Source organism: Paenibacillus canaveralius (genome assembly GCF_047238265.1).
In the GTDB taxonomy this organism is placed as follows: Bacteria; Bacillota; Bacilli; order Paenibacillales; family NBRC-103111; genus Paenibacillus_F.
The window spans coordinates 2,062,996-2,088,924 of record NZ_JBDFMM010000001.1; the positions used below are offsets into that span (position 1 = coordinate 2,062,996).

26 protein-coding genes and 1 pseudogene are annotated in these 25,929 nt (G+C 52.5%); 20 read left to right on the forward strand and 7 right to left on the reverse strand.

Annotation, left to right across the window (positions count from 1 at the left end; genetic code table 11):
• Positions 1-19: 19 nt before the first annotated feature.
• A complete protein-coding gene (locus ABC395_RS09700; RefSeq protein ID WP_413002555.1) occupies positions 20-1,915 on the reverse strand; it encodes a sensor histidine kinase in 1,896 nt (631 codons plus the stop codon).
• A gap of 277 nt (positions 1,916-2,192) precedes the next feature.
• On the opposite strand from ABC395_RS09700, the gene ABC395_RS09705 reads away from it, so the two are divergent.
• The 5 genes from ABC395_RS09705 to cysK all read left to right on the forward strand — a co-directional run bounded on the left by ABC395_RS09705 (position 2,193) and on the right by cysK (position 7,661).
• Positions 2,193-3,704: a sensor histidine kinase gene (locus ABC395_RS09705; RefSeq protein WP_413002557.1), complete on the forward strand. Its 1,512-nt coding sequence runs from the start codon at positions 2,193-2,195 to the stop codon at positions 3,702-3,704.
• On the forward strand, positions 3,682-4,371 hold the full coding sequence (locus ABC395_RS09710) for a response regulator transcription factor (RefSeq protein WP_413002559.1): 690 nt from the start codon (positions 3,682-3,684) through the stop codon (positions 4,369-4,371). Before ABC395_RS09705 ends, ABC395_RS09710 begins: the two co-directional genes overlap by 23 nt.
• A 117-nt stretch (positions 4,372-4,488) precedes the next feature.
• Positions 4,489-5,781: a hypothetical protein gene (locus tag ABC395_RS09715; protein WP_413002561.1), complete on the forward strand. Its 1,293-nt coding sequence runs from the start codon at positions 4,489-4,491 to the stop codon at positions 5,779-5,781.
• A 66-nt stretch (positions 5,782-5,847) separates the two neighbouring features.
• On the forward strand, positions 5,848-6,621 hold the full coding sequence (locus tag ABC395_RS09720) for an ankyrin repeat domain-containing protein (RefSeq protein ID WP_413002562.1): 774 nt from the start codon (positions 5,848-5,850) through the stop codon (positions 6,619-6,621).
• A 104-nt stretch (positions 6,622-6,725) separates the two neighbouring features.
• Positions 6,726-7,661, forward strand: a complete 936-nt coding sequence (gene cysK, locus ABC395_RS09725; protein WP_413002564.1) for a cysteine synthase A — start codon at positions 6,726-6,728, stop codon at positions 7,659-7,661.
• Between the two features lie 97 nt (positions 7,662-7,758).
• On the opposite strand, the gene ABC395_RS09730 is transcribed toward cysK, so the two are convergent.
• A complete protein-coding gene (locus ABC395_RS09730; RefSeq protein WP_413002566.1) occupies positions 7,759-8,634 on the reverse strand; it encodes an SDR family oxidoreductase in 876 nt (291 codons plus the stop codon).
• 338 nt (positions 8,635-8,972) lie between these two features.
• Between ABC395_RS09730 and ABC395_RS09735 the strand changes: the two genes are divergently transcribed.
• The 5 genes from ABC395_RS09735 (at position 8,973) to ABC395_RS09755 (ending at position 13,025) form a co-directional block, all read left to right on the forward strand.
• Positions 8,973-9,929 (forward strand): helix-turn-helix transcriptional regulator, encoded by a 957-nt coding sequence (locus ABC395_RS09735; RefSeq protein WP_413002568.1) that lies wholly within the window; start codon positions 8,973-8,975, stop codon positions 9,927-9,929.
• Between the two features lie 76 nt (positions 9,930-10,005).
• Positions 10,006-10,464 (forward strand): hypothetical protein, encoded by a 459-nt coding sequence (locus tag ABC395_RS09740; RefSeq protein ID WP_413002569.1) that lies wholly within the window; start codon positions 10,006-10,008, stop codon positions 10,462-10,464.
• A gap of 27 nt (positions 10,465-10,491) precedes the next feature.
• Complete coding sequence (locus tag ABC395_RS09745) at positions 10,492-10,710, forward strand: hypothetical protein (RefSeq protein ID WP_413002571.1); 219 nt, start codon at positions 10,492-10,494, stop codon at positions 10,708-10,710.
• The gene (locus ABC395_RS09750) at positions 10,698-11,111 is read left to right on the forward strand and encodes a hypothetical protein (RefSeq protein ID WP_413002573.1); all 414 of its coding nucleotides are present in this window, start codon (positions 10,698-10,700) and stop codon (positions 11,109-11,111) included. Before ABC395_RS09745 ends, ABC395_RS09750 begins: the two co-directional genes overlap by 13 nt.
• A gap of 435 nt (positions 11,112-11,546) precedes the next feature.
• Positions 11,547-13,025 (forward strand): Lsa family ABC-F type ribosomal protection protein, encoded by a 1,479-nt coding sequence (locus ABC395_RS09755; RefSeq protein ID WP_413002574.1) that lies wholly within the window; start codon positions 11,547-11,549, stop codon positions 13,023-13,025.
• Between the two features lie 232 nt (positions 13,026-13,257).
• Here the strand turns inward: ABC395_RS09755 and ABC395_RS09760 are convergent, their stop codons facing one another.
• Both ABC395_RS09760 and ABC395_RS09765 read right to left on the reverse strand, forming a co-directional pair.
• Positions 13,258-13,623, reverse strand: coding sequence for a hypothetical protein (locus ABC395_RS09760; RefSeq protein WP_413002576.1), 366 nt, complete (start codon positions 13,621-13,623; stop codon positions 13,258-13,260).
• Between the two features lie 429 nt (positions 13,624-14,052).
• Positions 14,053-14,712 carry a helix-turn-helix transcriptional regulator gene (locus tag ABC395_RS09765; RefSeq protein WP_413002577.1) on the reverse strand — a complete coding sequence of 220 codons (660 nt, stop codon included), beginning with the start codon at positions 14,710-14,712 and terminating at the stop codon, positions 14,053-14,055.
• Positions 14,713-14,878: 166 nt separating this feature from the next.
• Here ABC395_RS09765 and ABC395_RS09770 point away from each other — a divergent pair, with 166 nt between their 5' ends.
• The 7 genes from ABC395_RS09770 (at position 14,879) to ABC395_RS09800 (ending at position 19,756) form a co-directional block, all read left to right on the forward strand.
• Positions 14,879-16,261, forward strand: coding sequence for an MFS transporter (locus ABC395_RS09770; RefSeq protein WP_413002579.1), 1,383 nt, complete (start codon positions 14,879-14,881; stop codon positions 16,259-16,261).
• Between the two features lie 138 nt (positions 16,262-16,399).
• A complete protein-coding gene (locus tag ABC395_RS09775; protein WP_413002581.1) occupies positions 16,400-16,756 on the forward strand; it encodes a HesB/IscA family protein in 357 nt (118 codons plus the stop codon).
• Positions 16,757-16,975: 219 nt separating this feature from the next.
• The gene (locus tag ABC395_RS09780; RefSeq protein WP_413002583.1) at positions 16,976-17,683 is read left to right on the forward strand and encodes a DNA alkylation repair protein; all 708 of its coding nucleotides are present in this window, start codon (positions 16,976-16,978) and stop codon (positions 17,681-17,683) included.
• Between the two features lie 462 nt (positions 17,684-18,145).
• Complete coding sequence (locus ABC395_RS09785; protein WP_413006716.1) at positions 18,146-18,289, forward strand: hypothetical protein; 144 nt, start codon at positions 18,146-18,148, stop codon at positions 18,287-18,289.
• Positions 18,231-18,431 carry a hypothetical protein gene (locus ABC395_RS09790; protein WP_413006811.1) on the forward strand — a complete coding sequence of 67 codons (201 nt, stop codon included), beginning with the start codon at positions 18,231-18,233 and terminating at the stop codon, positions 18,429-18,431. Before ABC395_RS09785 ends, ABC395_RS09790 begins: the two co-directional genes overlap by 59 nt.
• A gap of 474 nt (positions 18,432-18,905) precedes the next feature.
• On the forward strand, positions 18,906-19,187 hold the full coding sequence (locus ABC395_RS09795; RefSeq protein ID WP_413006717.1) for an IS3 family transposase: 282 nt from the start codon (positions 18,906-18,908) through the stop codon (positions 19,185-19,187).
• Between the two features lie 158 nt (positions 19,188-19,345).
• Positions 19,346-19,756 (forward strand): hypothetical protein, encoded by a 411-nt coding sequence (locus ABC395_RS09800; protein WP_413002585.1) that lies wholly within the window; start codon positions 19,346-19,348, stop codon positions 19,754-19,756.
• A 532-nt stretch (positions 19,757-20,288) separates the two neighbouring features.
• Here the strand turns inward: ABC395_RS09800 and ABC395_RS09805 are convergent.
• Positions 20,289-21,086 carry a hypothetical protein gene (locus tag ABC395_RS09805; protein ID WP_413002586.1) on the reverse strand — a complete coding sequence of 266 codons (798 nt, stop codon included), beginning with the start codon at positions 21,084-21,086 and terminating at the stop codon, positions 20,289-20,291.
• A gap of 560 nt (positions 21,087-21,646) precedes the next feature.
• Here ABC395_RS09805 and ABC395_RS09810 point away from each other — a divergent pair.
• Together ABC395_RS09810 and ABC395_RS09815 are read left to right on the forward strand one after the other, a co-directional pair.
• On the forward strand, positions 21,647-22,015 hold the full coding sequence (locus ABC395_RS09810; protein ID WP_413002588.1) for a DDE-type integrase/transposase/recombinase: 369 nt from the start codon (positions 21,647-21,649) through the stop codon (positions 22,013-22,015).
• Positions 22,016-22,132: 117 nt separating this feature from the next.
• Positions 22,133-22,237 (forward strand): hypothetical protein, encoded by a 105-nt coding sequence (locus ABC395_RS09815; RefSeq protein WP_413006718.1) that lies wholly within the window; start codon positions 22,133-22,135, stop codon positions 22,235-22,237.
• A gap of 38 nt (positions 22,238-22,275) precedes the next feature.
• Here ABC395_RS09815 and ABC395_RS09820 read toward each other — a convergent pair whose 3' ends face one another.
• Complete coding sequence (locus ABC395_RS09820) at positions 22,276-23,910, reverse strand: glycoside hydrolase family 10-like protein (protein ID WP_413002590.1); 1,635 nt, start codon at positions 23,908-23,910, stop codon at positions 22,276-22,278.
• A gap of 194 nt (positions 23,911-24,104) precedes the next feature.
• On the opposite strand from ABC395_RS09820, the gene hmpA reads away from it, so the two are divergent.
• Positions 24,105-25,334: an NO-inducible flavohemoprotein gene (gene hmpA / locus ABC395_RS09825; protein ID WP_413002592.1), complete on the forward strand. Its 1,230-nt coding sequence runs from the start codon at positions 24,105-24,107 to the stop codon at positions 25,332-25,334.
• Positions 25,335-25,378: 44 nt separating this feature from the next.
• On the opposite strand, the pseudogene ABC395_RS09830 reads toward hmpA, so the two are convergent.
• Positions 25,379-25,877, reverse strand: a pseudogene (locus ABC395_RS09830) (Crp/Fnr family transcriptional regulator).
• Between the last annotated feature and the right edge of the window lie 52 nt (positions 25,878-25,929).

Below are 25,929 nucleotides of genomic sequence, written 5' to 3' on the forward strand. Positions count from 1 at the left end.
CTGGCCGAGCGCAGGCGATCTATCCGGCTTCCTGACCGTCTCCTTCGCGCATAAAATGGCTGAGCTCCCGCAGCCGGATCGTAAAACGGAATTCCGTTCCCACAGTCCGGCCGGGAACGGCCCAAATCCGGCCGTCCATAAGCGTAACAAGCTTGCGGCAGATGGCAAGCCCCAGGCCCGTCCCTTCGTATTTGCGGTTCGGGGCGCCGTCAAGCTGGGTAAAGGGCTGAAACAGCCGGTCGAGCTTGCTGCAGTCGATGCCGATCCCGGTATCGCTGACGGCGAATTCGAGGAGGCAGTCTTCATCACCGCGTTCCGAGACCCGGACTTCGAGCGAAATCAGGCCCTGATCCGTAAATTTCACGGCGTTGCCGATTACATTTACGAGAATCTGGCGGACACGGCCGTAATCGCCGACAAGTGTTTCCGGTACCGCGGGGTCTATCAACGTGTCCATGGCGAGTTCCTTATTGCGGATAATGATCGCAAAGAAGTCAAGGCACTCCCGGATAAGCTCCCGGAGCTGAAAAGGCTCCTGGTGGAGCGATATGCGCCCGGCTTCCATTTTGGACAGTTCCAGTATGTCGTTGATGACCCTCAACAGCGCCTGCGAGCTCTTGGCCTGAAGTGCCAGCAGCTCCTGGTCGTCAGGGGACTCCGCCGACTCCGCCAGCAGCTGGTTAATCCCGATAATGCCGGTAAGCGGCGTCCTGATCTCGTGGCTCATGGTATCGAGAAATTCGCTCTTCATTTTGACAGCGCTTTCAGCCAGCTCTTTGGCTCGCCGAAGTTCTTGCTCAACCACAACCCTGTCGGTTATATCTTTCGATACGAAAAAAACGAGCAGCTGCCGGTTGTGATCGAGCGGAAAAACCGATGTGCGGTGATATTTTCGCACTCCCTGTTTGGTACGGATGGAAACTTCGATTTTGGAAGCTTGTCCTTGAGCCGCTTCAGCGAGGGCGTTCATGATTTTAACCTTATCGTCCCGGGAATAAAGAAGATCCTGAAGAGCGAGAACCATGAGCTCCGCTTGCGTATAGCCCGTGTTATCGTAGACGGACGGATTTGCGCTGACGACCATTTTTTTGACGGGATCCATGCAGACGACCAGGTCGGGACTGTGTTCGAACAGCGCGGTATATCTCTGTTCGTTGAACCGCGAGGCGGTAAGGACTTTCTGCCGGTCCCGGTAGAGGACGAACCCAACCCAGAAAAGCACGCAAAAAGTCGTAAAACCGACAAGAACGGTCAGCAGCGTATTCCCGATAATGGAGCTGTTTGTAAGAGAAAGCTCCCGTTCCGACGGCGTAAAAGAAGCCCCTGCCATCGCCGTGTAATGCATGCCGGCTATAACGCCTCCGGCGAGCAGGCTTCCCCCGGTTTTCCAGGGTGAAAGCAGGTTGTAGTCAGGCAGCCCGCGTGCGTAGACCGCCAGCGCCAGCAAAAGATAAGAGGCGATAAGGGCCAGCAGGACCGATACAAGCAGGCTCCCCGGCGTCTGGTGGTACACGGCCTGTATTTTCATGGCAAGGATGCCGGAATAATGCATGGAAACGAAGGCAAGCCCGGCCAGCAGGCCGACGGCGCCCAAAAACCGTTTTCCGGGTTTGCGGTCCTTGTCCAGAATGAGCAGCGACAGGAAAACGGCGAGAACAGGCAGTATTAAAGAGACGGCAAGCAGCGGCAGGTGATAATGAACTTCGAAAGGAAAATTCATGGCCAGCATGCCCAGAAAATGCATGGACCAGAGGCCCAGGCCCGTTACGACAGCGGTCAGCATCATTTTACGGAAAGAGCGGCCGCCGCGGAGCAGACGGTCAATCATGTCCAGCGCGGCGTAGGAAGTCGTCACGGACATCAGGATCGAGAGAATGACCAGCAGCACATCATAATTCCCAGCTTCATGTTGCATTCGCATATCTCCTGTATTCGTATTCCTGTACTTTCATAGTAAAGGATGAAAGGGTGGGAAGTCTACCCGAAATCGCTTATTTTTCGACTAAAAATTACAAAATCAAGCATAAAACTAGGAAAAATAAGCTAAAATAAACCGCTTACATCAAAAAAATCTTAATCATATCAAGTATTCGTTAATATATTGTTGTGAAAATTTTGTTTTGATCGCCGTAAAATTCCTTGGTAGACTGTAAAGAAAACTTCGCGATTTTAAATCACCTGGAGGCAAAATCATGTCCATCCGTGCCCGCCTGCTCGCTTCCTTCACTCTGCTTCTCGTTACTACCGTGCTGCTTTTTACGGCAGCCGCTTTTATCGTCACGACAGCCGTAACGGGAGACGTAAGGGGCATTTCATCTTTTTACAACGTTCATCTCCGGCTGAAGCCGCTTACCCCCGAACAGGAAACGCTTTTTCTGGATCTCAAGCATCTTTCCAAAACGAAGCCGGAGGAGCTGCTCCTGCCGGATATCTACAAAGAATACGACTTTCAGCTTAAAGTTGCGCACGCTTCTCTTCTGATCCGCAAAGGGTCCGGCAGCGCCTTTATTTCTCCGGGTCTGGCGGAAATGAGGATAGACGAACTGCTTCCTCCGTACGAAGCGGAAAACGTGCATATGCGAAGCACGCTGCAGGCGGGAAAAAACTTTTTCGGCTACGCGAAGTACGACTTCCGGTTTGCGGACGGGGAGCCGGGGAGGCTGTTCGTTTTCCGGGAGGTCAGCCCGTTCGCGGTTCTGATGAGCAAGCTGCTGCCTCTATTCGTGTCGGTTTTGTTTCTGCTGCTCGTCGGCTCGAACATTTACATCTATCTGTTCCTCACCAGACGGATGATCCGGCCGCTTAATCTGCTGCGCGCTTCTGCCGCACGCATCCAGCGGGGAGATTTGAGGTTCCGGATTCAGCCGGGTGACGATGAGATCGGCCAGGTATCCGCGGCTTTCGAGGAGATGAGAGGAAAACTTCAGGAATCCGAGGAGCTGCAGAAGCAGTACGAAACAAACCGCAAGGAACTTATCGCCAACATTTCGCATGATTTGAAAACGCCCTTGTCCGCCATACGCGGCTATGTGGAAGGAATCCGGGACGGGGTGGCGGATACGCCCGACAAACTGGAGAACTATGTGGAGATCATATACAGCAAAGCGGAGGAAATGGATCATCTTATCGAGGAGCTGTTCCTGTATTCCCGGCTGGATTTGAATAAAGTCCCGTTTGCCCTGCAGGAAGTGGATCTGACGCGTTTCGTCGCGGACGTGGTGTATGAGCTGCGTTTCGAGCTGGAAAAAGAAGGCATCGGACTGGAAACAGGCGGAAACTCCCCTGGGCCTTTATACGTCCGGATGGATCCCATGCATATGAAAAGGGTCGTGAACAACGTCGTCGGAAACAGTCTCAAGTTCATGGAGCAGCCGCAAAAAACGATTGCCTTCGAACTCCGCCGGGACGGGGATACGGCTGTGCTCGAAATTACCGACACGGGACCGGGAATCGATCCCGAGGCGCTTCCCCACGTATTCGACCGGTTTTACCGGGCGGAAACGTCCCGTAACCGGGAATCGGGCGGCCAGGGGCTGGGGCTGGCCATCGCCAAACAAATTGTCGATAACCACGGGGGAAGCATATTTGCGGAGAATGCTTCGGAAGACGCGTCAGCGCGCCATCCGGAGACGGGTACGCGCATTGTAATCCGGCTTCCGCTGCTGAAAGGAACTCATCACGATGAAAAAAATTCTGATTATTGAGGACGAGGCGACGATCGCCCAACTGCACCGGGATTATTTGAATTTGCACGGATTTCAGGTCGAGATTTCGACCCGGGGAGACGACGGGCTGAACAAGGCGCTTACGGAAGGTTTCGATCTGATCGTACTGGATCTGATGCTTCCCGGAAAAGACGGCTTCGAGGTATGCCGTCAAATCCGCACGGCCACGGAAGTGCCCATTCTCATCGTATCCGCACGGAAAGACGAGTTCGATAAAATCCGCGGACTGGGTATGGGCGCCGACGATTACATGACGAAGCCGTTCAGTCCGGGAGAGCTGGTTGCGCGCGTGAAGGCGCATTTGACGCGCTATGAACGGCTGGTCGGGCTGAAAGAGACGGCGCCGGGCGAGATCCGTATCCGGGAACTGGCCATTGAACCGGAATCCCACCGGGTTTACATCCGGGGCAAAGAAGTGCCGCTTCCCGCCAGGGAGTTCGATCTGCTGCTGTTTCTCGCCAGGCATCCTAACCGGGTTTTCCGCAAGGAGGAAATTTTCGAGAAAATATGGGGGATGGATTCGATGGGGGACATCGCGACGGTAACCGTGCATGTACGGCGTATCCGCGAGAAAATCGAGGCCGATCCTTCCGCGCCGGAATATATCGAGACGATTTGGGGAGTCGGCTACCGGTTTTCGGGTTAACGGAAGAGCTGTCTTGAACTGTTTAGAAAAAGTTTCGAATTTGTTTTCGGGGAGTTTAGTTTCGTTCTGTAGGATGAAATCCAGAACTTATCATGCACCCTACAGGAGGAATTTTATATGAAAAAAACGCTGGTTCAACTGCTGACGGTTTCGGCTGTAGCCGCTTCGGTCCTGCTTCCCCTAAATGCCGCTCCCGCTTCCGCCCAATCCGCCGCTACTCCGGCCGCATCCGTGAACGGTGAGCTCGCGCCTGCCGCAGGGCATTACTCGGATCATGGGAGACTGATGCTGACCCAGCAGGAGCTTGTCGGCCGGATCGCCCAACTGACGGAGAAGAAACCGCTGGTCATTCAGCAGTGGCTGAAAAACTACGAACCCGATGCGCGTGTCACTAGAGGCGAGGCGGCCCGGATCGGCATGAAAGCAATTGCTCACATTCCTTCGGAGCACGCCGCGGTGACGGATATCCGGGTGTTATCCGCCGCAACGCTCGAAATCACGTTCGATTCCCCCTTGACGGCGGCCGACGTGAATCTGGACAAAGCGAAAACGAACTTCCGGTTCGATAACGGAATGACGATCCGCAACGTTCCGCAGCTTAAGAACGGAGCCCGCTCCACGTATGTGGTACCCGTCACCGTCCAGCAGCCCGGCAAAACATACACGCTGACCTACAAAGGCAAAGCCGCCGGCAAGTTTACGGGTTCCGCCCATACGGTAAAACTGGCGGCAGCCCGGCAGGTGACGGCGGACACGTTCGAGCTGGAATCGTTCCGTAAAGACGGAGTCGTCGATTACGGCTATGTGGTCGAGTCGTACTTCGGTACGCGCGGCGGACTGGAAATGTACCTGAACGACCGCAACGCAAGCGGCGGAAAATCGTACGAGATCATTTCCTCTCTCCGCGATATGTCCGTTACCCTTACGCCGGAAGGCGGACAGCCGATCCGCGCCGCGTATGTTCCGTATACGCAGGCAACGGATGACAGACAGGCGCCTAAGTTCCGACTTCCCGCGGGACAGATCCTGACTCCAGGGGTAAAATATACCGTAACGTCGGACTGGGCCACCGTGACGGAAGGAAGTTTCACCGCCCGGGCGGCGGCACCGCTTGTGATCGCGTCCGCAAAAGCCGTCAGCCCCGCCTCCGTCGACGTTACACTCACGGCAGACCCGCGTGACGAGCTGTTCTCAGGCCGCAGCGTAGAGCTGACGGACGGGGACGGCAAGAAACTGACGGCCGTCTACAAGGTGACGAGCCGCAAGGGAGCGGTCGGCACGTTCGATCTGCCTGCGGGCACGCAGTCTGACTCCCGGCAAGACCTACACCGTCACGGCTTCCGGCGCGTGGGCAACCCAGCAGGGCAAGATCAGTTTGAATACCGATGCTTTGAAATGAAAAGCAGCTAAACACACGCTTTAGACAAGACCTCTGCGGAGGTCTTTTGCCTATACGGATGAAGGAGGCGGCTGCCGATGCCCGTACGGTTCAACAGTTTCATTCCGGTTCTGATCTTCCCGGTCCTGGTCTCCGCGATGCTGACCGGATGCGGAGATGCAGGCGGTCCGGAACCGGGAACGGCGCAATCGCCGGTTTCTCAACAATCGCAAATACAGGAAACGGAGGGGAATGAAATGACGGAAATTTCTAGTGAGAAAAACAAGCGTCTGCTCGATGCGGCTGCGAAAGGCGACGCGGACAAAATCCGGGCGCTGATCGGGGAAGGGGCCGATGCGGACGCTCGGGACAGCCAGGGGAATACGGCCGTTATGGCGGCTGCGGTCAACCGCCGGCCAGAAGCTGTCCGGGTACTGCTGGAGGCCGGAGCGGATGTGAATATCCGCAACGACCGCTCCGATAATTTGTTTCTGTATGCCGGAGCCGAAGGAGATATGGAACTGCTGCGGCTGGCCATATCCGCCGGTGCCGATCCCGCCCTCACCAACCGGTACGGGGGGACGGCGCTTATTCCCGCTTCGGAACGGGGGCATACCGATATTGTGCGGGAGCTGCTTACCCGGACTGGAGTGGACGTCAACCATGTAAACCGTCTCGGCTGGACGGCGCTTCTGGAAGCCGTCATCCTCGGTGACGGGGGAGAGGCTCACCAGACGATCGTCCGTCTGCTGCTGGAGCACGGCGCGGATGTGAATCTGCCCGACGAGGACGGCGTCACGCCGTACCGGCACGCCGTTTCCCGCAATTTCGGGGAGATCGCGGCGATGCTGAAAGCGGCCGGAGGCCGGTAAAAGGCAGGCTGTCCCTATTTGTCATCTTCCCCCGTTGGTGGTATCGTAGGATGATAACCGACTAACATGATAGGGATAAAGCATTCCAAACGGGGGATAGATACATGGCAAACATTGCAACGAATCTGACGCAGTTGATCGGCAACACACCGCTGCTGGAACTGGTCAATTACGGCAAAAAACAGCGGGTTGAGGCGCGGCTGCTGGCTAAACTGGAGTACTTCAATCCGGCAGGCAGCGTAAAGGACCGCATCGGATACGCGATGATCAAAGACGCGGAAGAGAAAGGGCTGCTCCGGCCGGATTCCGTCATTATCGAACCGACGAGCGGCAATACGGGCGTCGGTCTCGCTTTCGCGGCCGCGGCCCTCGGCTACAAGCTTATGATCACGCTGCCGGAGAGCTTCAGCGTCGAGCGCAGGAAGCTGCTTGCGGCGTTAGGCGCCGAGCTTGTGCTGACACCCGCGGAAGAGGGGATGTCGGGCGCGATCCGCAAAGCGGAGGAGCTCGCGGCCGATCTGCCGGGGGCCTTCGTGCCGCAGCAGTTCGAGAATCCGGCGAACCCGGACGTACACCGCCGGACGACCGCGGAGGAAATCTGGCGCGACACGGACGGCGAGGTCGATATTTTTGTCGCCGGAGTCGGTACGGGCGGAACGGTTTCCGGGGTCGGACAGGCGCTGAAAGCGAAAAATCCCGCGGTGGCGATCGTCGCCGTAGAGCCGGCGGATTCGCCTGTCCTATCCGGCGGGAAACGAGGCATGCACAAGATTCAGGGAATCGGAGCAGGCTTCGTGCCGGGTAATTTCGATTCCTCCGTGGTCGACGAAATTGTGACGGTGACGAACGAGGAAGCTCTCGCGTCAGCCCGGCTGCTCGCGAGAAGCGAAGGGCTGCTCGTCGGGATTTCTTCGGGCGCGGCCGTTCATGCGGCTTCCGTGCTGGCGGAGCGCCCCGAGAACAAGGGCAAGACGATCGTAGTCCTGCTGCCGGATACCGGGGAACGCTACCTGTCTACCGATTTGTTCCAGGAAGAGTAGCACCGGCCTATCTTCGGAGCCGCATCTAACAATTCAAGGCAGCCACCTGAATCGTGGCTGCCTTATTTGGCGTGTTAAGCGTCCCGCCGTTCGTTTCCTACAAGCCGTGTTCCGCCGCATGCCGGCCCCAATGCGGTCTTCTGCCGTCGACATCGCTGAAGCCGTATTCGTCCGACAAGCCCCAGCTTGTCAGCACTTTGCCGGACTTCGCGAATTTATCGGGGTCGGCCGCAAGCGCGGCGATTCCCTTCCCGATATAGTACGGCGTTTCGGACTCGCTGTAATGAGGCTCCTGCGCGATGGCGTCTCTCCAGTTTTCTTCCTGGACGCCGAAATGATCCAGCATCGCTTCCGAGCGGAGAAAACCCGGTGTGACGGCTGCCGCCGTTACTCCATAAGGCCGCAGATCCTCGGCCATCGCCTCTGCCAGATGGATGGCGGAAACTTTGGCCAGACTGTAATACAAGTTCCCGCGGTAGCGGTAGTCGAAACCGTCGGTGATTTCGAGAATCATGCCCTGCTTCCGGGATGCCAGCAAAGGGGCGCCATAATAGCTGGTGAGCATATGGGAATGAACCGCGCGCTTCTGAATGAGAATTCCGTTCTGCAGAGAATGCTCCCAGAATGTTTTTCCCCACTCGGTCAAAGGATCGCCGCCCCACACGTCGTTTACCAGGAGGTCAAGCCGGCCGTTCTGCTCCCGTTTAACTTGTTCGAACAGCGCCTTGACATCTTCTTCTGACGTATGGTCAGCGCGGACGGCGATTCCCCGCCCTCCTTTAGCGGTCACAAGTTCGGCCGTTTCCTCAATCGTTTCGCTGCGGCCCATGTCGGAGAGGGTTCCCCGGATACTGCGGCCCGTGCAGTACACGGTCGCTCCCGCCTCCCCGAGCATGGCTGCTATGCCCCGTCCGACGCCGCGCGTCGCTCCCGCCACTACGGCGATCGTTCCTTCCAGTACTTTTGATTTCATCGCGATCTCTCCTTTTTATCCCAACTACTAGCGGATTAGGTGTCTGTGCAGACAGCGGTCAGTTAGCCGCCCGCCTTCTTTTTCAAGTATAAAAGCGGATATATGACAACCTTTGTCATAATTGCTATAGTAAATTAAACGCAAAGCCCCGCGCCAATACCAACACCAACACCAACACCAACACCAACACCAACACCAACACCAACACCAACACCAACACCAACACCAACACCAACACCAACACCAACACCAACACCAACACCAACACCAACCCAATCAGCACCGCTGAGAAAAAAACGGCCGTGGAACCGAGCCGGTCAGAAAAGAGGAATAAAACGATGAGAGCCGACCGATTGCTGTCTCTTCTATTATTGCTGCAAAACCGGGGGAAAATGTCGTCCCGCGAACTCGCCGAGAAGCTTGAGGTGTCGGAACGGACCATTTTCCGGGACATGGAGGCGCTTAGCGCGGCGGGGATTCCGGTTTATGCCGAAAGGGGTTCGGGCGGCGGATGGTCCCTGACGGAAGGATACCGCACCCGTCTGACCGGCATGAAAGCGGAGGAAATCGCAACGCTGCTGATCGCGAACTCGTCCGCCCTGCTGACGGATCTCGGCATGAGCGGCGAATACGACAGCGCCTTCCAGAAGCTGCTGGCGGCTTCGCCCGAGTCCCTGCGGCACGAAACGGAGCGCGTCCGGCAGCGCATCCATATCGACGGCGCAGGCTGGCACCGCTCGGCCGAGGAGCTTCCCTATCTTCCGCTTGTCCAGCAGGCGGTATGGGAAGAGAGGAAGCTGCGCATCCGTTACCGGCGCGGAAGCGAGTCCGCGGAGCGGATCATTTGTCCGCTCGGCCTTGTCGCCAAAGGCAGCATCTGGTATGCGGCCGCCGAAACGGACGGAGAGATGAGGACCTACAGAATTTCCCGGCTGCTTGGCGCGGAATTTACGGATGAATATTTTTCAAGGCCGCCGTCATTCGATCTCGCCGGATACTGGGAAGAGTCGCTTAAAGATTTTCAAGCGCGGCTGCCTCGTTATCCCGCACAAATCAAGATCAGGGAGACGGTGCTCGACCGTTTTTCAAAAGAACGGTTTGCAAAAATACGGCATCAAAGCGAAGAAAATAACGGCTGGGTAGAAGCTGACATCGAATTCAATACGCTCGAATCCGCTGTAGGAATCCTGCTCGGCTACGGGAGCGGGGTGTATGTACTCGCACCGGAAGGACTTCGTTCGGAATTAATCGCGGAAGCGAATACAATAGTCGGGCTTTATGACAAGAGCAAATAAGAGCTACCAAGAAGATTTTCTGGATGGTAAAATATAACAGATGACTGGAAGACCCGTCGAAGGAGTGGAACTGAACATGAAAGAACCCGTTCCCGTTTCCGTTAAGCCTGTGGATGGACCCGTCTTGTTATTCATGCAGCTTATACTTGCCGGCATTTCGCTCACAAGTTTCGTAATGACGCTGTACAGAGGAAATATGCAGCAGGCTTTTGTCTTCGGCAGTCTTTTGCTGATCTGGGCTGTTTTATTAGCCGTTCAGGCGGTACGGGCTTTTCGGAAACGGTCCCTCGTCCTGTTGGAACCCCACGCGCTTATTGCCGAAGGCCGGATAGTGAAACCCGATGAAATCGAAGAAATCCGCAGGTGGGGGAAGTTCGGCAGCGATGTGATCGGCATTAAACTCAAAGGCCGCTTCGACGTTCCCGCTCATTTGACGTTCCGTTTACAGGATGAAGAAGGCATGGAGGCGCTGAAAGGCTGGGCGGAGGCCCGGAATATCGCGTTTACCCGCAAAAGCTTCGTAAGATGGATATAAACCTTAAATACCGGAAGGAAGATGGAAGTGGAAAGTAGTGCAGCCGGGGCGGTCAATCCGTTCATTCTGATTCAATTGCTGATGACGGCGGGATACGCGGTCCTGCTTGTACTCGGGATCATTCTCTTGATCGTGCTGATCAGGCTCGCCCTCAAAGCGAACAAAGCTCTCGATACGTACATGGCATCCAAACCGAATTCAGCGGTGCAACGGCCGGAAATAAGGGAAGCCGAATGGTCCCGCTGAAAATCAGGCTGGCGTATAACGCAATCTTTGCGGGTACGTACGGAGTCGCGTTTTATTTGTCATATCAGTACATCTTCTTCGAATCCCAGCACCCGGGTAAAACAGTCTTTTTCGTCCTGATGACTCTGGCAGCGATGAATATCCGGCTTCATGAAAAAATTTTGTATGTTCCCCCAAAAGAATCCCGCAAAAAGATATTGGTTGTGTTCGGGCTCGGCATAAGTATGTTAACCGGTGTTTTCGCCTATTACGAAGGCTGGCAGACGGCCTTGCGCAAAGGACCGCCGGGGTTTTTGCTCATCATGGGAGGGATGTATGCGGGCCATTTGCTGCATGAAAAGCTTATTGCCGCCCGGTTCCGAAAGGACTCTGTTCCGGAAGATGATTCGGTATCCTCTTAGGATACGGCTCCCGCTTAAAGCGGAGCATACCGCCGCCGGAGCCATCCGACCTTTGGCATAGACGACCTCGGCTTCCGTCTGGCCCGTTCGGTGTAACCCCGGCTTCGTCCGGTAAGGGCAGCGGCAAACAGGCAGAAGAATCCGCACAAAACGGCAACGGGTTGCAAACAGAGTGCGGGTATGCTAAGATGTCAATAATTTACTAAAGGAGTTGAAGAGGATAATGTACACTTTCTTGCGCGCGTAATGATAAAACAAAAAGCGAATTTTTCGCTTGTTTTATTTATTATCTGCAAGAAAGTTACATCTCCTTTTCACTCAAATCGGATATACAGGTCTGGCCCCGTCGCGGGTCGGATTTGTTTCATATTTGAGCTGCGGGAAGGGTAACTTTCTTGCAGCTCATTTTTTTATTCCAAGGAGGAGGATTCAATCATGTCATTGATTAGAGTCTCTAACCTGACTTTCGCGTATGACGGCAGTTACGATAACATATTCGAAGAGGTAAGCTTTCAGATCGATACCGATTGGAAATTAGGTTTTACAGGAAGAAACGGCCGGGGGAAAACGACGTTTCTTAACTTGCTGCAGGGCAAGTACGAATACAGCGGAACGATTTCCGCTCAAGTCCAGTTTGAATATTTTCCATATCCGGTGGATCATAAGGAAAATCCGACGCTGGATGTGATCCAGGACATTTTTCCGGATTATGTTCATTGGGAACTATTGCGCGAGCTTTCTCTGCTGAAAGTTTCGGAGGATGTACTTGACCGGCCTTTCGACTCGTTATCGAACGGGGAGCAGACAAAGGTCATGCTGGCCACTCTGTTTCTTAAGGAAAACAGTTTTCTGCTTATTGATGAGCCGACGAACCATCTGGACATGGAAGGACGCAAACTCGTCAGCAGTTATTTGAGGAGTAAAAGCGGATATATTCTGGTCTCTCATGACAGGGCTTTCCTCGATCACTGTGTCGATCACATTTTGTCCATCAACAAAACCAACATCGAAATCCAGAAAGGCAATTTTTCGGACTGGTGGAGAAACAAAGAAATGCAGGACGAATTTGAGCTAGCGGAGAATGAGAAACTGCGCAAAGACATCAAGCGCTTATCGGAAGCGGCCAAACGGACAAGCGGCTGGTCGCACGAAGTGGAGAAAACGAAAAACGGGACACGAAATTCCGGTTCCAAGGTGGATAAAGGATACGTCGGCCATAAAGCCGCGAAAATGATGAAACGCTCCAAAACCATCGAGCAAAGACAGCAGTCCGCGGTAGAAGAACGTTCCAATCTTCTGAAAAATATCGAAAGCTCCGAAAGCTTGAAAATTTCCCAGCTCCTTTATCACAAAAACCAGCTCGCCGAGCTTGAACGCGTGTCGATTCAATACGGGGACAAGACCGTCTGCAGCGAGGTCAGCTTTACGGTGGAGCAGGGAGAGCGGATTGCGCTTTCGGGTAAGAACGGCTCCGGAAAATCCAGTATTTTGAAGCTCATTCTCGGCGAAGATATGAACTATACCGGGACCTTCCGGAAAGGGAGCGGGCTGAAAATATCCTATGTATCGCAGGACACCGCCCATCTTCGCGGCAGCTTATCCGACTTTGCGCGTGATAACGGTATTGAAGAGAGCTTGTTTAAAGCGATCTTGAGAAAACTGGATTTCGCACGGGTTCAATTCGAGAAAGACATTTCGTCTTTTAGCGGAGGGCAGAAGAAGAAGGTGCTGATCGCCAAAAGTCTTTGCGAGCCCGTTCACCTGCATATCTGGGATGAGCCGCTTAACTTTATCGACGTTATTTCACGGATGCAGATCGAAGAGCTGCTGCTTGAGCACAAGCCGACGATACTTTTTGTGGAGCACGACCGTGAATTTTGCGATCATATCGCGACGAAGGTAGTGGAGCTTTAGAGGAGCAGGAAACATCCGGAGACCGTTCAAATCCATATTTGAAGTATGATTCCGCCTAAAATCTAACACCCTGACATGGACATTAAAAGCAAGCAGGGCAAGTGCCCTGCTTGTTTCATTTTTTAAAATAAATAGATGTATGACGTTGGTGCTGGCGACCCGATTGTTGGAGTCGTCTATATCCAGCAGTTGCCCAGTCTGTGCCATGACAAATCAGGCATGGTGGGATGGATTAATTGAAATTCCTGAGGTAAACCGTGGCCGATGAAGAACTATATGATGTTACTTTTGAATAGTAATAACATCCTTCTTGCATATAAACGACGCTAGAATCCTCAGTTTTTGAAGGCGAAGTATTCAAAGTAAGAAGCTTAGTTCCTCCCCCCGGACAAGCCTGCCACAGATCGGCAGTCGCCACTCCTTGAGACTGAAGTGTGATTTTACCGGCCTTATTTGCCCCTGCAATGTTTCTCGTGTAGTCCGGCGCCGCTTGTGTCACAGTCAGGGAAGTGGAATCACCAGGGACAGCTAATGCTGAGCTTGCACCTACCACAGTCAGTACGACAGTTAAACCTAACGACAATAAACTTTTTTTCATTCTAAACACCTCCTATATTTGTAAAATAAAGATAACATCGCCAATTTATTAGGTCAATTATTCATTGACATTAAGTCATTATATTACCAATAAAAGTAATGAAAGTTCAATTTTGTTTAGGAGATTAGTTCGGCTGGCCGGAACTTTCCGGAAAGGGAACAGCAAAAATAGTATGCGTATCGCAGAATTTTGCGGGACAGCTCAGCTAATCCGTTCCGCCGGGGGATATGAAGTAGCCGAAAATCTGTTTAGAGCGATCAGGTGAAAAGTTGATTTCTCGCGATTCCAGTTCGAGAAGGACATTTTGTCTTGCTTCGGCGGGTAACTTTTATTTGGCATACTCAAACACCGCAGTCCTCAAGGACTGCGGTGTTTTTTTGTGCGCAACTTCAATTAACGGGGTTCAATTGTTGTACCTTGCTCTCTAGGTTACGGATGATTCTCCCTAACCTTGTATACACAGTTTCTTCCTCCGGCCAAAATATACTCTACACGTTCGACAAGAACACGCTCTCCGAGAATGGTGCTGAATAAATGCAGCTCGTTCTTACATAACCCTGTACATGCAGCAGCAGCTTCACAGATCGGACAATGCTTCTCGACAAACAAGAAACTGCCGTCGCCTTGGTCTTTAACCTCGGCCATATAGCCTTCGACGGTTCGAATTTCGGCCAGTTTGTCCAGCTTCTCTTTTAAGCCGGATGCGCTGTTAAAGTACCGGAGGTATTGTTCCTGCATTTTTTTATTCCGCACAGCCAGCAGCTTGTCCAGCCCCTCGTTTCCGAAAGCCTCTTTCATCGAATGAATCAGACTGACCGATAACTCGGAATATCCGCTTGGAAAAAAACGATCCGCCTCTTGAGTTAATCTCCACAGCTTTGTCGGCCGTCCCATAGGACGTGTTTCCTCTTCATAGGTAACGAAACCTTCTTCTTTCAGTGCATTTAAATGTTGACGAATGGCCATTCCGGATAGCGAAAATTTGGAGGAAAGTGCCGCAACATCCATTCCTCCCTGCTGCTTTAACAGATCAATGATCGCTCTCCGTGTTTTGGTCGAGGCAGCCTTATTCATTTCATTTCGGTTCATGACGAGTCTCCTTATTAAGCAGCCGATTCTATATCGCTGCCTACATTTTAAATAAAAATATTGACAAAGTCAAAACCGGACTGTAATTTAAACTTTATCAACATAAATGTTTACTAAGTATCCGGATACGATGTATACATAATAATTTTCTTGGAGGTTATCGTTCATGTCGTCCCATGCTCAAAGCATTCCAGAAAGCATTCCGCAAAGTATTTTCAGCCCGCGCTATTTTGCCCTCTCCATAGGAATCATATTGTCGGTCATGGCAGTGGGGTTCGAGGGTTTGTCGGTAACGACGATTGCTCCTTCCATTGCCGGTGACTTGAACGGCCTCGGTCTGTTCGGCTGGATATTCAGTACTTATCTGCTTGCACAGATTATCGGGACTTTGGTCGTCGGCCGCATCATTGACAGACAAGGCCCTGCGGCACCGTTCACTTTCGCGCTTATTTTGTTTGTCATCGGACTGATCGCGGCCGCGACGGCTGGCGATATGTACACCATGATCGGGTCGCGGGCTATGCAGGGGTTAGGTGCAGGAGCTATGATGACCTGCGTGTACACCGCTATCTCGTTGAGTTATCCGGATGAATTGCGTGCCAAAATCCTTGGTGCATTCGGTACCGCCTACGTACTTCCGTCCATGCTCGGTCCATACGTGGCGGGTCTTATCGCGGATCAGTGGTCCTGGCGGTTGGTTTTCTGGGGAATCCTGCCGATTCTGGCGGTTTCGGCGCTGCTAAGTTTGCCTGCGTTCAGGAAATTAAAGACGCGGAGGACACAAGAAAAAAGCGGGACTTCGGCTGCTTGGCTGGCTTTACTGTTAACGATAGGCACGGGAATTTTCTTGGTCGGTCTAAGCATGCTGCCGTCTGTGACGGGATTTGTTTTAGTCCTGATCGGCTTGGTGCTCATGGGATATCCGCTGCGTAAATTGCTGCCCAAAGGAACTCTTGCATTCGGAAGAGGCATGCCCGCTATACTGGCGACACGGGGGTTATTCTTCGCGGCCTATACCAGCACACAAAATTTCCTCGTGTTGGCTTTAATAGACGTGAAAGGGATCACTCCTTCCCAGGCCGGATTAATCGTGGCAAGCGCCGCACTAAGCTGGTGTCTCATTGCTTACTTGCAGGGACGCTGGGATTCGGCAGACCAGGGCCGCGGACGCAATGCAAGAATTATTCTGGGTGTGCTGCTGCTAGCCATCGGAATCGCTTTGGTATTCTGGGTGCCCGTCGTGACGGTTGCCGTTGCGGTTATCGGTCAAATCATAGCCGGGATCGGAATCGGACTTGCGCATCCCATTAGCGGCGTTGTGGCTTTTTCCCAAACAGGGAATGGCGATGTTGGCGAAACTTCGGCAAATCTGCAATTCGCGGATTCTTTTACACCGGGCGTGGTTATCGGGATAGGCGGTTCGATTCTTGTGGTATGTCAAGCCGCAGGGATGTCCCTGCAATCCGGATTAATTGTGACGATGGGTTTTCATCTCTTATTAATCGGGATGAGTTTATTCGCCAGCACCCGCATCAGACCGGCAAACTAACAAACAAGCCTTCCGAACCTTACAAAAACAGCCGGTCCATGTTCTTTGTGACACGGACCGGTTTATATAAACAAACCGTTTATAGATCTGCTCTTGTTACGAACCAACAAAAACCACGTTCAAAGGAGAAGGAGAACGATGATACAGGTCAGCGAAGCGGCATCGGAAAAAATCGCCGGAATCTTAGCAAGCGCCGATCCCCGAAATTCTTTCATAAGAATAGGCGTGGTTGAGGGGGGATGCAGCGGGTTATCCTATACGCTTATAGTGGATGAGCAGGTAACAGAAGGTGATATCTTATTAAATAAAGGGGAATTTAGTATATTGGTTCACGCGGACAGTCTTCCATATATTGAAGGTCTTCTTATTGATTATGAAGAAAGAGGAATGACGGGCGGTTTCACCATGAATAACCCTAAGGCAAGAGCTTCGTGCGGGTGCGGAGCCAGTTTCAGAATGGAAAATTACCGCGGGGAAGCCAAGAAATGTGATTAAAAACGGGGAAACAGGACTTGAAAAGCTCTTATTAACTTATTGACGTAGATTCTTGTCGCCAAATCAGGACACGAATATGCGTCAATATTTTTTTAGCGGGAAAATGTCTGTATAATAAGCAGTGCAGCTTCTCAGCGGAGCCATAAGGCAAATCATCTTTATCCGGTATCGGTTATAATAAACGTGACGAAACCCTGCGAAATAAGGAAGGGATACACAATGAATGTAGAAACGGTCATGCGGGAACTTGAAAATCTCGGCAAGGAACGAACCAAAAAAATGTACATGTCCAACGGCGCGCACGAACCCCTCTTTGGCGTGGCTACGGGTGCAATGAAACCCATGGCAAAGATAATTAAAAAAAATCAGCCGCTGGCAGAGGAGCTTTACAACACGGGGAATTATGACGCCATGTACTTTGCCGGCGTAATAGCGGACCCGGAAGCAATGACGGATTCGGATTTTGAACGCTGGATAGAGGCCGCGTATTTTTATATGCTGTCCGATTATGTAGTGGCCGTAACGCTGGCAGAAACCGATATCGCGCAAAAAGTTGCGGATAAATGGATCGCAAGCGGCCATGAGCTGAGAATGTCGGCGGGCTGGAGCTGCTATTGCTGGCTGTTGGGAAGCAGGCACGACAGTGAATTTTCCGAAAGCAAGCTGGCAGGTATGCTGGAAATGGTGAAAAATACGATTCATGATTCTCCCGAAAGAGCTAAATACGCGATGAACAATTTTATTTACACGGTGGGAGTGTCCTATCAGCCGCTCCATGACAAGGCGGTCGAAACCGCCAAAGCGGCAGGTCCGGTAGAAGTCCGTGCGGACAAGGAAAAAAGCAAGTTTTTGCATGCTTCCGAAAATATAGAAAAGGCGGTTAGTAAAGGCCGGCTTGGCTTCAAACGTAAATATGTAAGATGCTAAAAGATAGTTTGGCATTCTTTGCGGTCCCCGATGTTACCGGTTAATCAGAACGCCGGTTACCCCTAGCTTCTCCTCGACCGCGGTGTCTTTTTGGCAGACGGCTCCTGGTTCAACGGACGCATACGTTTATGGTCCTAAAGTCTCCTTCTATAAAAGGGGGCTTTTTTTATGCCGCCAAATCCCGTATATTTTTCAAAAGGAGTAAAGGAGCTGCCCGTATGAATGCAGAACTGCGCGAACTGAATGTGGAGGAAGGCTCGGACATCTTTGAAATGACGCGTGAGATCGGATTGGGGGCCAACGGGTTTGTCAACAGCTTTTACAGCGAAACCCTGGACGAGTTTCATAATCTCCTGGTCAAAAATTATAACATGGCCCGCGCCAGGCAGTCTGCCGGAAGGGCTTGTCCCTCAAACGGTTTACTGGCTTTATGCGGACGGCAGGCCCGTCGGCTACGGGAAAATGCGCCATGCACTGAACGGACCCTTGAAAAAGCGGGGCGGCCACATCGGCTATGTCATCCGCCCGGCGGAACGGGGTAAAGGCTATGCCAAGCTGCTGCTGCAGTCTCCTGCTTCGGGAAGCGGCCGTCAAAGGCATAAGTGAAGCGCTGCTGACCGTCAATGAAGATAACGTGCCGTCTCGCCGCGTGATCGAAAGCTGCGGAGGCGTTCTGCAGGACAATATCGACGGCATCTGCCGGTACCACGTTCCCGCGGGGCGGGTACTCGGATCGACCGGCACATAGATCATTTACCGGGACGTAGACAGGACCGGCGGCCTGTACGGGTAAACCAAACCGCCAGCCGCTGCCGCCCTGTCGGCGCCCCGCGCGCAAAGACCCTCCAACCGGAAAGTACTGAAATGCACCCCTTAGAATGGACATTGGAAAAACCCTTGGGTAATTCCGATGAAATTCTAGGGGGTGCATTTTTTATCCAGCGAGAAAAGGACAAAAGTTCAAGCACTACGGAGGAACCAAAGAAGGAAGCCATTCGCCTTCATGTTGAAGAAGGTTGGACGTATCGAAGAATTACAACTCACTTGGACATCCATGACCAAGACCGGTGAAAAAGTGGATGGCCCCCTATAAAAAACAATGCGAGTATGGCCTCTTCGTCCAAAGAGGAGCAGCGAAGGAATCGTACGTCGATGAAAATCGGCAATTGGCTCGCTTGAAACGAGAGAACGACTTGCTAAAAAAGTGCTTGGAAATTTGGATGTGAAGCGAAAATACGGGGGGGGGGCGAGCAGGCGGCGTGAAGCGGAACTGTCACGGAATTCTGCCCGCCTGCTCGGTGTATCCAGAAGTGGATTCTATGCCTGTAAGAAACGAAAAGAGCAGGATCGGGAAAATTCGCTCAAGGATCTCATTCGGGCAATATACCTCAGGTATGATGGCAAATATGGCTATCGGCAGGTGCAGTTGTTTCTCTTTGAAGACCATGGGATTTGGATCAACCACAAGAAAGTGCTGAGGCTAACGCAGGATGCTAAAGGTTGAAAAAAAATCTTTACGCTGTAATCCAACAAGAAGAGGTATGCAGCCGTGTAATTGCCGGTTTACCTTGAACGATGCGCCAGTTGTCATTGCTATCTGGATATTCAAATTCAAGATACGGAATCTCGATTTTGATGAGATCGTATTTTGGGTTATTGTCCATGAAATTACGCAAGTCTCTAAGTCCGTTTAATCCTGAAGCAGTGAGACTTTCAACGGTCGCTTTCGTATCAGGAACCTATAAAGCAAGCAGGGAGGAGACACCAGTTGAAATTCCTGCTGCCGTTTTCTTAACGAAAATAAGACCCGAATGGCGAAACAGTAAGCATCTTAAGTCCGCGAATCGACTCGAGTTAGCGATGATCATGATGGATGCGAGCGTCAAAAAGGCGCGAAAAGTACAGGCCAATTTATCAAAGCGAGTGGCTAGACGATATGAAGAACAACACCTTATCGAATGCTTTTTTAACAAAGCGAAGAATTATCGACGGGTGGCCACACGCTATGAAAAAACAGCGAACATGTTTAAGGCTTATTTTACTTTGCTTTCGATTCGGTTGTGGCTCAAATAGGTTTGCATAAAGGCTTTAATAAATGCAAACCAAAATTTAAGGTGGAGGAAGGGCTCGTTAAGCCCGAACTCCGAGCCATTGGGGAGAGAGTATGTCAGGTTGCTCCAGCATCACATGGAAGTAAGTCGGGGGAGATGTTTTCCTTACTTAGGGATTCCTTAGTATGGTGGGTTAAGTTCCGGCTATTGGAAATCCGTAAAGTTGAACAAGGGATTTTTTTGACCTTCCCAAAATTGGGACTTAGCTTATTTTTTGGTTAGGCTCGGGCAACCCCTACGTAACCATGGCTGTTGTTAGTTTTCCACGGAGTAAAGCGATTAGTTTTCAGCTGAGCAGAGTGTTAATTATCTAAGGGGTAGAGTGTCCTGGTTTACGGAGATAGCCAAAGAAAATCTAGGCACATGTCATAGGAAACGGTATAGTCGTGGGTCGATGCTAAGAGTACTGCTTTCCCACTACTTATAAGATGTAAAAAGAATGCCAGACTTTCGTTAATTTAACAAAAGTCCGGCTTCTTCACTTAATGAACGTATTACCAATTCCAATCCGATTTGACAGTAAATTTGATAGTACCGTCCCCGGCGTATTGAACTGTAATGTACGTATACCCCACATGGGTTAAAGAAGTACATGCTCCTTGAGATCCACAGTTATTTTGAAGTACAAATTCACCTTTCGAGTTTACTGTTCTTTGGTTATTAATTTGAGTAGAAGTAGTACTTGAAACTAAAGTCAGAGGCCATACTGTCCAAGTGCCAGCATAATTTACGTCAGATATGGTAGCAGATGTACTGTAAATATTATAGTTGGTTCTTAGGTGCAGTTCACCGGATTTGACTACGGCCCAGAGATCAGTTTGTGAATCATTTACAAAAGACTGTCCTTCAAAGGCTGAATACCATTGTTCCCCCGTTGAAGAACTTCCTGTAGCCACAATTCCATTTTCCACTTTTGGTGCGTTAATTGTGTTTTTGGTTACGGAGAAACTACCGTCTTCGAAAACTGTAAATGTCCTATCTCCTTTTTTAAATGTCTTGGCGGTATCCCTTAATTCTCTATTATGTGCAGCATTAGTAACATCAAGGCTGTTAATGTACTTTGTTTTCAAATCGGGATTTTTTTCAAAGATTTCCTTGTATTTTTTAGACAGTGGAAGATTTTCCACTTCAGATTCTTTGCCTTCTTGCACTAAAGCTAATACTTGGCCAGTCAATGTTCTTATTTCTTTTTGGTCAAGAACAGGGCTAGCATTTGCCGAAAGCGTAGGAACTACGGACAAGGTAAGAGCAAGAGCTAGACCAACAACGCGGATACTTTTAAATATTCTCATTCCAATCACTCCTATAAATATATTTTTGGAAACTCACTTCCATTCTTAATTTACCATAAAATTGTAATTTATGGAATATTTAGAATTGAAATTGCGCAGCTCTGACTCCAATTTTCTGCTTTGGGTTAACGGTTTTCGTTTTTATGACTTGATGACGTAACTTAAGAGAAGCAAGGCTAGTATGGCCTCTTCGACCAAAGGGGAGCAGCGAATGAATCGTACGTCAATGAAAATCGGCAATTGGCTCGCTTGAAACGAGAGAACGACTTGCTAAAAAGTGCTTGGGAATTTAGATGCAGGAGGTGTAAAGCGAAAATACGAGGGGGTCGAGCAGGCAGCGGGAAGCGGAATCGTCACGGAACTCTGCCGCCTGCTCGGTGTATCCAGAAGTGGATTCTATGCCTGTAAGAAACGAAAAGAGCAGGATCGGGAAAATTCGCTCAAGGATCTCATTCGTACGATATACTTCAAGTATGATGGCAAATATGGCTATCGGCAGGTGCAGCTGTTTCTCTTTGAACCTTGGGATCTGGATCAACCACATGAAAGTGTTGAGGTTAATGCAGGCGTTGGGGGGTAGCTATGCGTCGTCCATCGGAGAGAGAGTCGCGGAGAATGTTCTGAAGCGAGAATTTACAGCGACCGCTCCCAACCAGAAATGGGTGACTGACGTCACGCTATACCGCGTCGGAACGACGTGGCTGTACCTCTCCGCAATCAAAGATCTGTTCAACAATGAGATTGTAGCCAGTCATAGGAGTACGCATAATGACAATGAGCTCGTTCTTCAAACGTTTGCAAAGGCGTTTGAAACGCGCAAAGACGTGACCGGATTGATCGTTCACAGCGATCAAGGATTCCCGTACACGTCTCACGTGTATTACGACATGCTGCCAAAGGTTGGCGTCCGAATCAGCATGTCTAGATGAGGCAATTGTTTAGACAACGCCTCCATGGAGAGCTTCTTCTCGCATCTCAAAACGGAAGTGCTCTATCTGTAAAATATCCGAAGTCTTGATGAAGCACAAAAAAGAATTTCGGAGTACATCCATTTTTACAACCATCATCGTCCACAGCGAAAACTAAACAAGCTGACGCAGATGGAGTATCGACGCCAGCTTGCAGCCTGGGCTTTTTTCAATGTCCGTTAAATAGGGTCTTGACCATAACCGGATGGAGGGTCTTTGCGTTACTTCGCCTTCGCGAACCGGCCGGGCACGTCGGCGGAGGCGGTCCGGCTCGCCGTGCTTTCGTTGTGCAGCCGGTCGAGCGCGGTCACGACGTAGCGCAGGGGCTTCCCGGCCGGAGCGGCGCGGTCGGTGAACGTCCCCGCCCCGCTTCCGCCGCTGCGGACGGTGCCGATCAGGCGCGCGGCATCGGGGCCGCTTCCCTCGGCACGGTAGACGGCGTAGTACGCGGGGCTCCCGCCGCCTTCGCGCCAGTCCAGCCGCACGCCGTCCGCCGTGCTTTCGGCGGAGAGCGCCTCCGGCGGCTGAGGCGCCGTGCTTCCCAGCCACGGCATGGGCGGCACCAGCGCGGGGCTGGCGTACAGCTCCGTGTTCAGCCGGTCGCGGAAGCCGAGCGGATTGCGCCGAATATCCTTGAGGCTGAACAGGATGCTGCCGCTGATTTTGCCGGCGCTGCGGGCGTTGAACTTGAGCTGGTCCGGCAGCTCGTCGGGGTTTTGCCAGCCCGGCGGGTCCTGCTGGCCGATTTTGAAGGGGGCATGCCCGATATACAGCTGGACTGGTTTGCCCTCGGTTTCTTTGATCCACCAGTCGGCCAGCTTATCGTAGGCCGCCGGTTTGAAGCCGAAGTTCCAGTACAGCTGCGGGGCGATATAATCGACCCAGCCGGCATTGATCCACGCCCTTGTGTCCGCAAAAAGCGTGTCGTAATTCGTGGTACCCGCCGTCGTTTCCGATCCGGTCGGGTCCATATTCTGGTTGCGCCATACGCCGAACGGGGAAATGCCGAATTTGACGTAAGGCTTCTCCTTTTTGATGGCGGCGTGAATGGCTTTAACGAGCCGGTTGACGTTGTCTCTGCGCCAATTGGGCTTGGAACTGGACTCCGGGTTCCCATATTTCCGGTAAGCGGAATCGTCGGGAAAATCTTTGCCTTTCTCGGGATACGGATAAAAATAATCGTCGAGATGAACGGCGTCAATATCGTACTTCCGGACGACCTCGGCAATGCCGGCGGCGACAAAATCCCTGACCTCCGGTATGCCGGGATTATAATACCGGGTGCCCGCATAAGACGCTACCCAGTCGGGGTGCTTCAGAGCCGGATGATCGGCGGCGAGCTTCGCGGTGTCTTTGGTTTTGCCGATGCGGTACGGGTTGAACCAGGCGTGGAATTCCAGGTTGCGCTTGTGCGCTTCTTCGACCATAAAGGCGAGCGGGTCATACCCCGGAGACTGGCCCTGCCTGCCCGTCAGGACATCGGACCAGGGGCCGTATTCCGATGGATAGAGAGAATCGGCGTTGGGCTTGACCTGTACGATAACGGCGTTCATGCCCACATTTTTGGCTTCGTCCAGCATGGCGGTGAACTCCTGCTGCTGTTTGGCGGCGGACAGTCCCTGGCTCGACGGCCAGTCGATGTTCCAGGCCGTGGCGATCCAGACGGCACGGAGCTGCCGGGGGGCGGATAACGCCTGATTTGCCGCCTGTGCAACCGAAGCGGCCGGGGCTCCCGAAGCGGCGCCGTGCGATTGGGCAAGAAGCGTTTTCCGCCCTGTCAGAGAGCCGGTCAAAATCACGAGCAAGGCGGCTGTAAAGGCGAGTGCGGCCAGTGCGGCGATGTGCTTTTTGTTCATGAGTTAAAGAGATCCTCCTTGCAGATGATACTTCATCCTATGAAGGGAAAACCGACTCTATGACGAAAAAAGCCGAAGAAAGAGCTGCTAGAGTGTTCACAAAGCTGCAATAAGCGGTGTGATCGTAATCACCGGAGAAAGGGGTGTGATTTTTTATACTGTAAACAAGAACGAAGACGAAGGGGAGATTACTTATGTTGAAACCCGAAACGATAGCTATTATCAAATCCACCGTACCGGTGCTCGAAGTGCACGGCAAAGCCATTACGACCCGGTTTTATGAAAAGCTGTTCAAAAGCCACCCGGAGCTGCTGAATTTGTTCAACCACGGCAACCAGAAGCAGGGGCGGCAGCAGACGGCTCTGGCCAATGCGGTTTATGCGGCCGCCGTTCATATCGACCGGCTTCATGAGATTATGCCGGCCGTTAAGGTAATCGCCCATAAGCACGTAAGTCTGGGTGTGACGCCGGACCAATATCCGATCGTCGGGGAGAATCTGCTTGCCGCTATCTCCGAGGTGCTGGGCGACGCGGCGACGCCGGAAATTCTCGGTGCCTGGGAAGAGGCTTACTCCGTGATCGCGGGCGCTTTTATCGGCGTAGAGACGGAGATGACGGATGAGGCGAAACATCAGCCGGGAGGCTGGGCGGGATTCCGCAAGTTTACGGTAAGCGGAAAAAGGGCGGAAAGCGGAAACATCACGTCGTTCTATCTCGTTCCGGAGGACGGGGGACCCCTGGCGTCTTTCGAGCCGGGGCAGTATGTGACCGTGCAGATGAAGATCCCCGGGCGCGAACATCTCGTGAACCGGCAGTACAGCTTGTCGGACCGCCCCGGACAGCCGTATTACCGGATCTCGGTGAAGAAGGAAACGGGTACGGATACCCGCGAGCCTGGAATCGCGTCGACTTATCTGCACGAAGCCGTGCAGGAGGGGGACGCGCTGCTGCTCTCGGCACCCGCCGGGGCATTCACGCTGGACCGTTCCGCGGATACGCCGGTCGTTCTCTTGTCCGCGGGAGTCGGCTTGACTCCGCTGACGAGCATGCTCAGAACGATCCGGGCCGAGCAGCCGGCGCGGTCCGTTACGTTCATCCACACGGCGGCCTGCGGCAAACTGCACGCCATGAAGGATATGCTCCGGGACGAGGGGATAACCGGGGCGGCGGAAAACGGTCTGCGCACGCATATCTGTTATACGCGGCCGGCGGACGAAGACAGATCGGAAGGCGCTTTCCATTCGGAAGGACGGCTGACGGCGGAGAAGCTGAAGGAAATTACGGCGGAAGCAGGAGCGGAGGCCGACTATTATATTTGCGGCCCCGTATCGTTTATGCGCGATATGATCGGGTACTTGCGGAAGCTGGGCGTTCCGGCGGAATCTCTCCATTATGAATTTTTCGGACCGTCCCTTAACCTGTAAAAGAAAACGGGTCCGCCTCCATGGCGGACCCGTTTTTTTGGCGCTCAGCGTCCCTTCCGCAGAAGCCGGTTGACCGTTTCGCGCCGCAGACCGACAAGCTGACCGATCTCTTCCTGGGTTAGCACGTCGCCAAGCGGAATGTCCCCGACATACCGCGCGAACCACTGCCCGAGCAGCTCGATTTTGCGGGCGGGAGTGAGCGCGGTAAGCTGGTCGATGCGCTGCTGCATCGCTCTCAGCTTGTCTTGCAGCACAAGAGCGGCGTCCCGGTAGCGCAGGGGGTTCTCCTGAAGCTCCGCGTACCACTGCGCGGCCGGAATGACCTCGACTTCGCTTGTGATTAGGGCAATCGCGGTCCCATGGTATTCTTTGGGCGTGAGCAGGGAATGGTGGGGGATCAGACTCCCCGGGGTTCAGAATGTTGAACAGAAACTGTTCCCCGTTCTCCTGAAGGCGCACGACTTTAAACAGACCGCTCCGGATGCGGAATAAGGGTCCTTGTTCCCCCTGCCGGAACAGCACTTCGCCTTTATGCAGAATCATCCGGACCCCCGCCTTTCTTTTTTGTTCATAGAAATGTAGAAAGAATGTACCG